This window comes from Ferrimonas aestuarii, from assembly GCF_005116665.1.
Lineage (GTDB): Bacteria > Pseudomonadota > Gammaproteobacteria > Enterobacterales > Shewanellaceae > Ferrimonas > Ferrimonas aestuarii.
This window is the reverse complement of record NZ_SWCJ01000003.1, coordinates 182,567-195,700: the sequence shown is the minus strand read 5'-3', so window position 1 is coordinate 195,700 and position 13,134 is coordinate 182,567. Positions and strand designations below refer to the sequence as shown.

Annotated in this window: 8 protein-coding genes and 1 riboswitch; of the genes, 7 read left to right on the top strand and 1 reads right to left on the bottom strand. The window is 54.9% G+C overall.

The features are described 5' to 3' along the window. Nucleotides 1–89: 89 nt before the first annotated feature. Genes FCL42_RS05840 through phoU form a run of 4 tightly spaced genes read left to right on the top strand, consistent with a single transcriptional unit; the run spans nucleotide 90 to nucleotide 5,553 of the window. Entirely contained in the window at nucleotides 90–2,318 is a 2,229-nt protein-coding gene (locus FCL42_RS05840; RefSeq protein ID WP_136862458.1) for an ABC transporter permease subunit, read from the top strand. A gap of 15 nt (nucleotides 2,319–2,333) precedes the next feature. Next, nucleotides 2,334–3,983: a phosphate ABC transporter permease PstA gene (gene pstA, locus FCL42_RS05835; RefSeq protein WP_136862457.1), complete on the top strand. Its 1,650-nt coding sequence runs from the start codon at nucleotides 2,334–2,336 to the stop codon at nucleotides 3,981–3,983. Between the two features lie 31 nt (nucleotides 3,984–4,014). Further along, a complete protein-coding gene (gene pstB, locus FCL42_RS05830) occupies nucleotides 4,015–4,833 on the top strand; it encodes a phosphate ABC transporter ATP-binding protein PstB (protein ID WP_136862456.1) in 819 nt (272 codons plus the stop codon). A gap of 12 nt (nucleotides 4,834–4,845) precedes the next feature. Beyond that, complete coding sequence (gene phoU / locus FCL42_RS05825) at nucleotides 4,846–5,553, top strand: phosphate signaling complex protein PhoU (RefSeq protein ID WP_136862455.1); 708 nt, start codon at nucleotides 4,846–4,848, stop codon at nucleotides 5,551–5,553. Nucleotides 5,554–5,606: 53 nt separating this feature from the next. Here phoU and FCL42_RS05820 read toward each other — a convergent pair whose 3' ends face one another. Next, nucleotides 5,607–7,316, bottom strand: coding sequence for a bifunctional metallophosphatase/5'-nucleotidase (locus FCL42_RS05820; protein WP_136862454.1), 1,710 nt, complete (start codon nucleotides 7,314–7,316; stop codon nucleotides 5,607–5,609). A gap of 276 nt (nucleotides 7,317–7,592) precedes the next feature. Between FCL42_RS05820 and FCL42_RS05815 the strand changes: the two genes are divergently transcribed. The 3 genes from FCL42_RS05815 to FCL42_RS05805 all read left to right on the top strand — a co-directional run bounded on the left by FCL42_RS05815 (nucleotide 7,593) and on the right by FCL42_RS05805 (nucleotide 13,112). After that, on the top strand, nucleotides 7,593–8,723 hold the full coding sequence (locus FCL42_RS05815; RefSeq protein WP_136862453.1) for an efflux RND transporter periplasmic adaptor subunit: 1,131 nt from the start codon (nucleotides 7,593–7,595) through the stop codon (nucleotides 8,721–8,723). 8 nt (nucleotides 8,724–8,731) lie between these two features. Then, entirely contained in the window at nucleotides 8,732–11,842 is a 3,111-nt protein-coding gene (locus tag FCL42_RS05810) for an efflux RND transporter permease subunit (RefSeq protein ID WP_136862452.1), read from the top strand. A gap of 120 nt (nucleotides 11,843–11,962) precedes the next feature. Next, nucleotides 11,963–12,060, top strand: a riboswitch (yybP-ykoY riboswitch). A gap of 74 nt (nucleotides 12,061–12,134) precedes the next feature. Further along, nucleotides 12,135–13,112 (top strand): calcium/sodium antiporter, encoded by a 978-nt coding sequence (locus FCL42_RS05805; protein WP_136862451.1) that lies wholly within the window; start codon nucleotides 12,135–12,137, stop codon nucleotides 13,110–13,112. Nucleotides 13,113–13,134 lie beyond the last annotated feature (22 nt).

The window sequence follows — 13,134 nt, the reverse complement described above, 5'->3', positions numbered from 1 at the left end:
GAAAATGGGTGTAACACTAGTGTCATATAACCGACATATACTCCCCAGCAATTAGAATAACGACTGCTCCTATGTGCTAGAGGAATTCGATGGAACAGACGATCGCTGACAAGTACCGTGCAAGTCATCGGCGCCTAATTAAGGACCGAGCGGCCAAGTACGGCGTGACCGCGGGCGGAGTAATGGTGTTGATCGCCCTTTTGCTGATCTTCTTTTATCTGCTCTATGTGGTGGCTCCCGTTTTTCGCGGTGCTACCCTAACTCCCACTTTTCAGACTACGCTGACCGACTCGTCAGAGACGGTGAAGCTTGGTACGGATGAACAGAAGGAATATGTATACCGTATCACGACCTCTGGTGAGATCCAGTTCTTTTCGTTAACAACCAATAACCTAGCTAGCACCTTAGCCATACCCATGGCAGAGGGCGAAACGGTTACCGCGTTTGCACAAAGCCAACCTGCAGCTCGCAGTACGGCATTGGCCACCAATACAGGTCAAGTATGGGTGGTTCAGCCTGATTTTGCAGTCAGTTACCCCAACGATGTGCGCACCATTACTCCTCAGCTTCGCTACCCTCTGGGCAGTGAGCCTCTGCAGCTATCGGAATCCGGCGCGGTAGAGCGCTTGGTGTTTGAAGCGGGCGAAGAGGGCAGCACCTTTATCTGGGGCGACGGCCAAAGCCAAAAGCTGACTTTGACTCGCATGGCGGCGGAAGTGGACTTTCTCACTGACGAAGTGGTGTGGGAGCGTAGCGACGCCGAGCTGCCGCAAATCATTGAACCGATTCAGAAGCTGCTGCTGACGCCGGATCAGATTCGTCTGTTTGTATTGGCGGGCAACCGTATCACGGTTCTGAACGTGGAAGATGCCGATGCTCCCTTTGTGGAGCAGGTTTTAGAAGCGGCCGAAGATGGCGCTAAAATTGCCGACATCGAACTGCTGGCGGGGGCAAGCTCGCTGCTGGTATCAAATGATAACGGCATCATCTCTCAGTGGTTCCAAGTTCCTTCGGACAAAGGCCGTCGCTTCCAGCGCATTCGTGACTTTGAAACCGATGGCACTAGCCACACCATGGCCTCTGAGTTCTTCCGTAAGAGCTTTGTTACCGGTGGCGACAACGGCCAAGTGACCCTTTTCTACACCACAAGTGAAAACAAGCTGTTAAGCGAGTCGCTGTTTAACCAGCGTGTGGACGCCATGGCGTTCTCTCCTCGAGGTAACGGCCTGGTAATGCAGAGCGGCAATGAGCTGCGCTTTGCTGAGCTGGAAAACGCCCACCCCGAGGTGTCTTGGTCAGCCCTGTGGCAGAAAGTCTGGTATGAAGGCTACCCTGAGCCTACCTATGTGTGGCAGTCCACCTCTGGTTCTGATGATTTTGAAGCCAAGCTGAGCCTGATGCCACTGGCATTCGGTACGCTTAAGGCGGCCCTGTATGCGATGCTGTTCGCCACGCCGTTGGCACTGGCTGGCGCCATCTACACCGCCTACTTTATGTCCTCGAAAGTGCGGGCGGTGGTGAAACCCACCATTGAGATCATGGAAGCGTTGCCGACGGTAATTTTGGGCTTCCTCGCCGGTTTGTGGCTGGCTCCTCTGGTGGAGACCAACCTGCCGGGTATCTTTATGCTGCTGATTTCACTGCCGAGTGCGGTGCTGCTGGCGGCCTTTATCTGGCATAAGCTGCCTCAAGATATTCGTAACTCTCGCTGGGGTGAGATGCGCGAACTGCTGCTGGTTCCTGTATTGCTGTTGGTTGGCTGGGGCGCCATGGCGCTAAGCCCTGCGGTGGAGTTGGTGCTGATGGGCGGTGACGCTCGCGGCTTTGTGACCAACGAGCTGGGCATCACCTTCGACCAACGTAACGCCTTAGTGGTGGGTATCGCCATGGGCTTTGCGGTGATTCCAACCATCTTCTCTATTGCTGAAGATGCGGTGTTCTCCGTGCCTCGCCACCTCATTAACGGCTCATTGGCGCTGGGCGCGACCACTTGGCAAACCTTGACCCGCGTGGTGATGCTCACTGCAAGTCCAGGCATCTTCTCTGCGGTGATGATGGGCGTTGGCCGTGCGGTTGGTGAAACCATGATTGTATTGATGGCCACGGGTAACACTCCGCTGATGGAGTGGAACATCTTTGAAGGGATGCGAACCCTGTCCGCCAACATCGCGGTTGAGATGCCGGAATCAGCCATCGGCAGCTCGCACTACCGTGTGCTGTTCCTGACCGCCTTTGTGTTGTTCATCTTCACATTCGTATTTAACACCATTGCAGAGTTTGTTCGTCAACGTCTGCGTGACAAGTACAGCAGCCTGTAAGGGAAGGTAAGACTAATGGGTAAGTGGTTTAAATCGGGCTCCCCCTGGATCTGGATGACCGGCGGTGCGGTGAGCTTAAGTTTGATTGCCGTATTGGGCCTGCTGTTGATGATCGCCTGGCGGGGTCTGGTCTACTTCTGGCCGTCGCAGGTGCATCAGTTTGAGCTGGTGAACTTGGACGGCAACAGTGAGACCGTGATCGGTGAAATTTACGACCGTGAATTGGTGCCGGTCGAGCGCCTGCAACAATCGGGCATCAACCTCAAGGTGGAAGGGGACTTCGTTGAGCGTTATCTGGTTAAAACCGGTAACCGTGAATACGTGCCGCTGGATTTCCGCTGGATGCTGGTACCGACCATTCAGAAACAGACTCAGCCGAACGACATTGCCGTATTTGAGCGTAACAAGAACGGTAACTTCTATGGTTTCCCGGTAGAGCTGACCTTCGATGGTAAGACCTACACCGGTAGCGATATCACCAGTAACTTGATGCTGGCCATCGAGCGTGCTGCCGAGCTGAACGAAGAGGCTGAAGAGCTGCAGAAGGTCGACATTGGTCGCATCAACTATGAGCTCGAGCGTCTGCGTTTGGACGAGCGCAAGCTGGAACTGGATAACAAGCTGACCCAAGCGGCCATCGCTGAGCTAGAGAGCAAGCGTCAGGCGCTGAACGATGATTATCTGGTGCTTGAGAAGCAGCTGTTCGACCTGCGTGATAGCGCCGCTCAAGATCAGGTGGTGGTTGTGGACATGCGCGGTGAGCGCGTGACCTTGAAGATGGACAGCGTTCTGGATGTGGCCTTCCCCAACCAGCTGGGTTTCATCGGTAAAGTGGGCCATTGGGTACACGCCGTAGGCAAATTCGTCAGTGACGACCCTCGTGAAGCCAATACCGAAGGCGGGGTGTTCCCAGCCATCTTTGGTACCGTATTTATGGTGCTGTTGATGGCGGTGATTGTGACTCCATTTGGCGTAATTGCTGCGGTCTACCTGCATGAGTACGCCGCTAAGAATGCCCTAACTAAGTTGATTCGCATTGCGGTGATCAACCTAGCGGGGGTCCCGTCCATCGTATACGGCGTATTTGGTCTTGGCTTCTTCGTCTACATGGTAGGTGGCTCAATCGATGATCTGTTCTACCCAGAAGCGCTGCCAAACCCAACCTTTGGTACCCCAGGGGTTATCTGGTCGGCACTGACTCTGGCAATTTTGACCCTGCCAGTGGTGATCGTTTCTACCGAAGAGGGCTTGTCGCGAATTCCGTCGGCGGTGCGTCATGGCTCACTGGCGCTGGGCGCTACTAAAGCGGAAACCCTGTGGCGCATCGTGATCCCAATGGCCAGCCCAGCCATCATGACCGGTCTGATTTTGGCGGTTGCCCGTGCGGCCGGTGAGGTGGCGCCGCTGATGCTGGTGGGCGTGGTGAAGCTGGCTTCAACCCTGCCGGTTGATGGCAACTGGCCATACATCCACTTAGACCGTAAGTTTATGCACTTGGGCTTCCACATCTATGATGTGGGCTTCCAAAGTCCGAACGTAGAAGCGGCGCGTCCGCTGGTGTACGCCACCTCGTTCCTGCTGGTGAGTGTGATTGTGGCACTGAACCTGACGGCCATCGGTGTGCGTAACCACCTTCGTGAAAAATTCCGTGCCTTAGAAAACTAATGCCGAAAGAAATTAAGTCGAGAGAATAACCATGATTGCTATTGAAACCCTGACTAAGTCTTCGGCGCCGCTGGATCTGAAGCAGCTGACGCCAGAAATGACCGCTTTTGACATCGATAACTTAGACTTGTTCTACGGTGACAAGCAGGCGCTGTCCGGCATCACCATGAAGATTCCGCGTAACCAGGTTACCGCCTTCATTGGCCCATCTGGCTGTGGCAAGTCGACCTTGCTGCGCTGCCTAAATCGCATGAACGATCTGGTGGATGGCTGTAACGTCAGCGGTAAAATTTTACTGAACAACGATGACATCTACGGCAAGCACGTGGACGTTGCTTCCCTGCGCCGTAATGTGGGCATGGTGTTCCAGCGTCCAAATCCGTTCCCGAAATCGATCTACGAGAACGTGGTGTATGGCCTGCGCCTGCAGGGCATCAATAACCGCCGTGACCTAGATGAGGCGGTAGAGCGTTCCCTGAAAGGGGCGGCGCTGTGGGACGAGGTGAAAGACCGTCTGCATGACAACGCCTTTGGCCTTTCCGGTGGTCAGCAGCAGCGTCTGGTGATCGCTCGCGCCATCGCCATTCAACCTGAAGTGTTGCTGTTGGATGAGCCAACGTCTGCGCTGGACCCAATCTCCACCCTGACCATTGAGGAGCTGATCCACACCCTCAAAGACCAGTTCACCGTGGTGATTGTGACCCACAACATGCAGCAGGCCGCTCGAGTATCGGATCAGACCGCCTTTATGTACATGGGTGAGTTGATTGAGTACAGCGACACCAATACCCTGTTCACCACGCCGGCGAAGAAGAAGACCGAAGATTACATCACCGGTCGTTACGGTTAAGGAATTAGATTGATGGATAACAACAGCTTAAATAAGCACATCTCCGGTCAGTTCAATCTGGAGCTGGAAGACGTTCGTAGCCAGGTGATGGCCATGGGCGGCCTGCTGGAGCAGCAGCTAAAAGACGCTCTGGATGCGGTACAAAATGGTGATAAAGAGCAAGCCAAGCGAGTGATGGCATCGGACCGTAAGATCAACGCCATGGAAGTGGCCATTGACGAAGAGTGCACCCGCATCATCGCCAAGCGTCAACCGGCGGCCTCGGATTTGCGCTTGGTTTTAGCCATCTCTAAGACCACGGCTGACCTTGAGCGTATTGGCGATGCCTGCGTGCGAGTGGCTCGCACCGTACTGGAAACCAAAAACGCCGACCGTCAGGGCACGCTGGTATCAATGGATGCCATGGGGCGTCACGCGTCGCGGATGTTGAACGAAACTCTGGATGCCTTTGCGCGAATGGACGTCGACGCCGCCTTCCGTATTCACAAAGAGGACATCAAGGTCGACAAAGAGTTTGAAGCGGTAATGCGTCAGCTGATGACCTTTATGATGGAAGACCCTCGCTCCATTCCTAGTGTACTGGATGTGCTGTGGGCAACCCGAGCGCTAGAGCGCATCGGCGACCGCTGTCAGAACATCTGTGAGTACGTAATCTACTTCGTGAAGGGTAAAGACGTACGCCACATGGACAGCGACGATCTGGAAGACCTACTGCGTTAAGAGAGAACGTGCTATCAAATGATGAAGCCGAGCGTTTGCTCGGCTTTTTGCTGCTAGCCCAGTTTGTCTAAGGTTTGCCAGTGGTTGATCAGCGCTTCTGCCACGGTTAACCCAAGCTCTTTTGGCAGCTTGCCGGAGCGAGTCAGGGGAATGTAGCCCTCTTTTCCGGCAGCGGTGTAGCCGGTGGAAACGCCGCAGTAGATCTGATCTGGCTCGATGGGACGCCATACCGACTCGCCGTTATCGTCGTGGCTCAGGTAGGTTAATGCCTCGATGCGCTCGCCAAATGGTTTGTCGGCCTGATAGTGAAATTTCAATCGGGTGCAGTAAGGGTAGCTGCCAGAGCCGGTGCCGATCATGCCGTTGTTGGTGGCGTTGTTGATGGCGGACTCTAGGGTGTCTCTAAGATCTCGGCCTTTCACCTGATAATGCACCACGCCGATGGCAAAAGGCGCCAGAGTGCCAGCTATCCAACCTGCGCTGACCATCCCCTGAGGAATGCTGGCACGGGTGCCGCCAGCGTTGTGCATGCCAAAGTCGACCTTGAGCCCTAACTGCTCTGCCTGCCATACCATCGCCTCGGCTAGCAGGGGGGCGACCTCACTGCCGCCATGTTCATCGGGGAGGCGCACGTGCCTGAGCTCCCGCTTCGCCTCAATCACCTGATGGTGGTCGTAGTGCTCAATCTGTGGCCGATAGTGCTCAGCCAGCAAGGACTCTATCTTGGGGTCATCGGTAAACAGTCCTACATTGGGTTGGCGCTTGAGATATTGGTCGATGCGTTGATGAAGCTCAGGCGCTACGAGTTCGCCTTGTGGGGACGTGCTGTACGGCGCCCCGAGCAGCAGTTTTAGCCCTCCGTCGACTCCGATAACCTTGCCGTGTTGGTCCAGATCCAGATGCAGTTGGCCTAATCCTTGGGCATTGCAGCCAGCCTGAACCACTACGGTGCCGTTGATGGTAACGCCGTAGCGGTCTTGACCATCAATGACACCGCCTAGGCCAAGGTTATCGAAATCTCCCTGCCATACGTGGGTGTGACCGCCGATGATGGCGGCCACGTTCTCCAACTTCTCTGCCAGTTCTAGGTCTCGCTCATAGCCGAGGTGGCTGAGAATGAGGATCTTGTTGATCCCTTCCTCTTGAATAGCCCTGATGGTGGCCTTGGCGACCGTCAGGCAGTCATGGAACTGGGTGTCCGCATCGGCACAGGCCAGGCTGTGCATGTTGTCGAGGCTGAGACCAAACAGTGCCACCCGATCTCCTTGAACCGATTTGACGATGTACTGGCCATGCTGCTGCTTTGGCAGGTATCCCTTAAGATTTTTATGGCCCGCCATCTTAAGGGGTTTGTCTTGAGACTCGTGGCTCAAGTCGATGTTAGCTGACAGCAGGGGAAACTGGATGCGGCCTAAAAACTCCGCCAGAGGGCCATTGCCGAGATCGAACTCATGGTTGCCAAGGGCCATGGCTTCCACATCCAGTTGGTTGCTCAGCACCGCATTGACGCGGCCTTTGTAATGGCTGAAATAGAGCGAGCCCTGAAAGCAGTCACCGGCGTGCAGCAACATAAAGTGGCGCTGCTGAGCCTTAGCCTGTTTTCTTGCGTAGTGGATGGCGCTGGCGAGGCGAGGGTAGCCGCCACACTGGGCGTAATAGCGCTCTCCTGAAGGTAATTGCAATCCTAGAGGACTGGCGTCAAACCGGGAATGGGTGTCATTGATGTGAGCCAGTGTCAGGCGGACTGGTGATGGTTTTGGCATGAAGGTAGAGGTACGGCTTTTAGAATTATCTGTGCACAGTATACGCCTTAAACTCCGGTTTACTGACTTGAAAGGGTTACAAAATCTGATGAGCTCTTCGAGAGCAACGCGCCATCATCATAAATAGCCCCCGGAGATTGAGACACACCGCCCAAGACAGTGAGCTGTTGTAAAAATTTCCTCAATTCAGCAGGTTAAGCATTGGTGATTAATTGAGCTGTGATATGCTCAAAGGAGTCACAACCATATTGTGTTTCAAGGTTTAGGAGCAGTTATATGAAAGGGATAGCTTGGTTCGGTTTGGTGTCATTGGCTCTATTAGGAGGCTGTGAACAAGCAACCACAGCTCCCACTTCTGCCCCGCCTAGTGTTACCACCACTACGGTTGCGCTTAAGCCGGTGACCTACAGCATGGAGTACGTTGGCCGCACTCAGGCCAGTGAAGATGTCAGTATTCAGGCTCAGGTATCCGGCCCCATGTTAAAGCGCCACTTCATCGAAGGAGATGATGTGGAGCAGGGCGCGCTGCTGTTTGAAATTGATCCCGCTCCTTATCGCGCCGAGCGTGCTCAGGTGGCGGCTGAGCTGGAGCGTGCAGTAGCCGCTCGCGACGTGGCCATTTTGAACTGGCGCCGAGGCAAGCAGCTGTTCCCCGATGGCATGATCTCCGCCACCGATATGGATGCACTCACCGCCAATAAACTGCAAACCGAAGCGCAGATGGTTCAGGCACAATCGGCGCTGGACGCCGCGGAGCTCAAGCTCTCCTATACCAAGGTTACCGCGCCCATTGCCGGCAAAATTTCTACCGCGCTGATCTCTCAAGGGGATCTGATTAATCTGCAGCAGGATCTAGCAACCTTGGTTCAGGTGGATCCCATACGCGTTGTGTTTCAGGTGTCGGCACGAGAGATGTCCAATGCGTACCGAGTGGTTCAGGAGAATCCAAACGCGCTGCCTCGCCTGGAAGACCTGATTCTGAATTTAAGGCTGCCCAATGGCGATGAGTACGGCCATCAGGGCAAGGTGGATTACATCGCCAACCGTGTGGACGCCGCCACCAGTACCGTGGATCTGCGAGCGACCTTCCCTAACCCTGACGGCTTTGTGCTTCCCGGCACCTACGTCACCGTCGTGGTGAAAGCGCCTGAAACTGAGATGGCCCTGCTGGTGCCTCAGGCATCGGTGCAGCAGGATCAGCAGGGTCGCTATGTGTTCATCGTGGGTGTCGACAACAAGGTTGAGAAACGCTTGGTGGTTCTGGGCCAACAGTTTGGCATCGATTGGGAGGTTCGTAGCGGCCTTAACGATGGTGAGAAAGTGGTGGTGGAAGGGTTACAGAAGATCCGCCCTGGAGTGGAGGTGCAAACAACCGAACGCAGCGCCACTCCCTTTAACCAAGGTTAGGGGGCATTATGATCAGTCGCTTTTTCGTCTTTAGACCGAAGTTTGCTTTTGTTATCTCGATTATCCTGACCTTGTCGGGGTTACTCGCCATTCCGTTGCTGCCGGTGGCAGAGTTCCCTGATGTGTCTCCGCCTCAGATCAACGTCACCACCAGTTTCTCCGGTGCCAGTGCTGAGGTGGTTAAAGACACCATTGCTCAGGTGATTGAAGCCGAGGTGAACGGTGTGGAGGATATGATCTATATGTCCTCAAAATCCGCCAACGACGGCAGTTATTCACTCACGGTGACCTTTGAGGTTGGCACCAACGCCGATGATGCTCAGGTCAATGTACAGAACCGAGTACAGCAAGCGCTGCCTCGATTGCCGGAGACGGTAACCAAGCAAGGGGTGCGGGTAAAGAAGCAGAGCCCCAACTTCCTGATGCTGGTGAACCTGGTGGCGCCAGAGGGCAGCTTAGACTCCCTGTTTCTGACTAACTACGCCACCTTGAATGTGAAGGATGTGCTGGCCCGTCAGGGCGGGGTATCCGAGGTGCAGATCATCGGTGGCATGGATTACGCCATGCGCATCTGGTTGGACCCAGATAAGATGGCCGCCTTGGCGATCACGGCCAACGACGTGCAAACCGCATTGCAGGAGCAGAACATCCAAGTGCCCGCCGGTCGCATCGGCTCGGCGCCCATCTCCCCCGATCAGCAGTTTCAGTTGAGCCTGCAAACTCGAGGCAGATTGGTTGAGGTGGAGGAGTTTGAACAGGTGGTGCTGCGTTCCAACCCCGATGGCTCCAAGGTGGTGATTGCGGATATTGCTCGAGTGGAGTTGGGTTCTCAAACTTACGACGCTCAGGGCCAGCTAAACAACGCGCCCAGCGCCATCATTGCCATCTATCAAAGCCCTGACGCCAATGCGTTAGAGGTTGCCCAATCGGTACGGGAGCAGATGGCGCTGCTCAGTCAAAACTTCCCACAGGACATGGAGTACACCATTCTCTATGACACCACGGAGTTTGTTACCGTTTCCATCCGTGAGGTGATCAGCACCCTGTTCATCTCGGTGGCGCTGGTGATTGCCGTGGTGTATCTGTTCTTGCAGGATTTTCGTGCCACCTTGGTCCCCGCCATTGCCATTCCCGTGTCCCTTGTGGGCACCTTTGTGTTTCTGTTGGTGGGCGGGATGACCATCAACACCATCTCACTGTTCGCGTTGATTCTGGCGATCGGCATTGTGGTGGACGACGCCATTGTGGTGGTGGAGAACGTCAGTCGCATCATGGAAGAGGAGGGGCTTGACGCCAAGGCCGCCACCATCAAAGCGATGGAGGAGGTTACCGGTCCAGTGGTTGCCACCACCTTGGTGCTGTTGGCGGTGTTTGCACCTACGGCGGTGATGCCGGGAATTACTGGGCAGATGTATGCTCAATTCTCGGTAACCATCTGTGTTGCCGTGCTTATCTCCTCAGTTAATGCCCTAACTTTGTCCCCGGCTATTTGTGCGTCGGTGCTAAAGGCTCCGGTGCCTAAGACCTCTGGGCTCTTTGGCGCGTTTAACCGAGGGTTTGACAAGCTAACTTTGGGTTACGGCGGCTGGGTTGGGGTGCTGATTCGTCGCAGCAGCTTGGCGATGCTTGCTTTCGTTGCCGCTATCGCGGCCACCGCTTGGCTGGGGGGATCCTTGCCTACTGGATTTGTGCCCGCCGAAGATAAAAAGTCCTTCTTAGTGGACATTCAGTTGCCCAATGGGGCATCGCTGAATCGGACCGAGGCGGCGATGGCCAAGATGGTTGACCAGACTTTAGCGGTGCCGGGGGTCAACAGCGTCATCCACGCGTCTGGCTTCTCGGTGTTGTCTGGGTCGGTCTCCTCCAATGGCGGCTTGTTGGTGGTGGTGCTGGACGATTGGGATGAGCGTCAATCACCGGAGCTGACGGATAAAGCGATCATGAGGCAGCTACAAGGGCTCTATGCTCAAAATCCGCTGCTGCAGGCGATGGTCTTTGCGTTGCCCCCTCTGCCTGGCGTGGGCAACGTCGGTGGCTTTGAGTTTGTGCTTCAGGACACTCAGGGGCGCAGCGCCGCTGAGTTGGCTCAGGTGATGCGAGGGCTGATCATTGAAGCCAATGCCAGGCCCGAGATCGCCATGGCGTTCAGTAACTTTAGAGCCGATACCCCTCAGTTATTCGTCGATGTGGATAGAAATCAGGCCAAGGCCTTGGGCATCCCATTAACGGAGGTGTTCTCCACGTTACAGACTCAGTTGGGGGGCAACTACGTTAACGACTTTAACCGCTTTGGAAAGGTGTTCCGGGTGATGCTGCAAGCAGAGGAGCAGTATCGAAATTCCGATCGGGATATCTCTCGTTTCTACGTGCGCACCGCACAGGGAGAGATGGTGCCGTTGTCGACCTTGACTCGAATCGAGCCGATTTTGGGACCTGAAGTGGTCAACAACTACAACCTCTATGGCTCAGTGGTGATCAATGGCATCCCCGCTCCAGGGCACAGCTCCGGAGAGGCCGTGGCGGCGATGGAGCAGGTAGCCGCCAGTAACCTGCCTGCGGGCTACAGTTTCAGCTGGACTGGCCAAACCTATCAGGAGATCAAAGCTGGCAACCTTGCGCCACTGATATTCAGTCTCGCGCTGGTGTTCACCTATCTGTTTTTGGTGGCTCAGTATGAGAGCTGGACCATTCCGCTGGCGGTCATGTTAGCGGTGCCGGTGGCAGTACTCGGCGCTTTCCTCAATGTGTGGTTGGCGGGTTCGGAGGTGAACCTCTATACCCAGATTGGTCTGGTTCTGCTTATCGGTTTGGCTTCGAAAAACGCCATTCTTATTGTGGAGTTTGCCAAGCAGCAACGAGAGAGTGGGGTAGGCATCTTCGATTCTGCGGTGACCGCCGCTAAGTTGCGATTCCGTGCGGTATTGATGACCGCCTTCTCCTTTATTCTTGGAGTGCTGCCCTTGGTGCTGGCCACTGGTGCTGGGGCCGAGAGCCGCAATAGCCTAGGTTACGCGGTATTTGGTGGCATGGTGATGGCCGGTATCGTGGGTACCCTGCTGGTGCCGGTATTCTATTACTTGCTGCAAAGTATGCGCGAGAAGGTCAAAGGCTCGGCATAAGGGGCTAATCATACCGAAAGGGGGCTGCGGCCCCCTTTTTTGGCTGTGAGTTAAACAGGTATGAGTCACTACTGGGTGGAATTTGTGAATGACGCTGGTTATAATCGCCGCCTCATTTCGGGGGAGTAGCCTCTTTGCGGCGACAAGCAAAGGGCAACGTCAACATCCTCGGCCTATTTCTGGCTGTGGCGTTGTCGGCTAAAGCAAGGCTTTAGCTTGGCGAGACTCGAATCGCAGCACTCTGCCGAGGGCCAGATGCTGGGATTCGTGGTGCCCTCATGTGAGCTGTTTTATGTCGCCTCTTTTACTTCCTATTTTTGCCGTTGTTATCGGTTTTATCGTACTGACCTACAGTGCCGACCGTTTGATTGCGGCTGCGGCGACCATGGCCCGTTACTTCGGTCTTTCCATCGTATTTATCGGCATGACCATTGTGGCCTTTGGTACTTCGGCACCTGAGATGCTGGTTAGCGCCATTGCAGCCTTAAATGGCGCCGATGGCCTGTCAGTGGGCAACGCCATCGGCTCGAACATCATCAATACTGGTTTGGTGTTGGGGATCTGCGCTTTAGTCACGCCGATTATGGTGAGCCGCCGCTTTTTAAAGCGTGAGTATCCCATCTTATTGCTGGTCGTTGCCTTTACCTACCTCCTACTTGCCGGAGGGGAAGTGGCATTGCCCCAAGGCGTAGCGTTACTTATTGGCTTGATTCTTTACTGCGTTTATCTGGCCAGAACTCATAACGAAGCCGAAGATCAAGACATTGAGTTTCTCGATATCTCGAAAAAGCGAGCCATTACAGAAACCCTAGTGATGCTGGGTCTGTTGCTGGCCAGCTCTCAGGTGATGGTGTGGGGCAGTGTCGAGCTAGCTCGAGCCTTTGGAGTAAGCGAGTTGGTGATCGGCTTGACGGTCATTGCCTTTGGTACCAGTTTGCCTGAGCTGGCTGCTGCCATCGCTGGCGTTCGACGAGGCCTGTATGACATGACGCTGGCCACCATTATTGGCTCGAACACCTTTAACTTGCTTGGGGTGATGGCCTTTCCGGGGCTTTTGGGCGACGGCATCGTTTTGCCTGACGAGGTGTTAGAGCGGGATATGCCGATGCTTGTGGCGATTACGCTCACCTTGGGGCTGTTCTTTGTGATCGCTCGATTGCGCACTGAAGAGCCGCAAGGTCCGGTACGAATGATGCGGTTATCTGGAGCGATGCTGCTGGTTGGGTTCAGTGGTTACATGAGCTTGTTAGCGATGGCTGCGTTGAACTGAGTTTTACTATTTTCACTTAAAT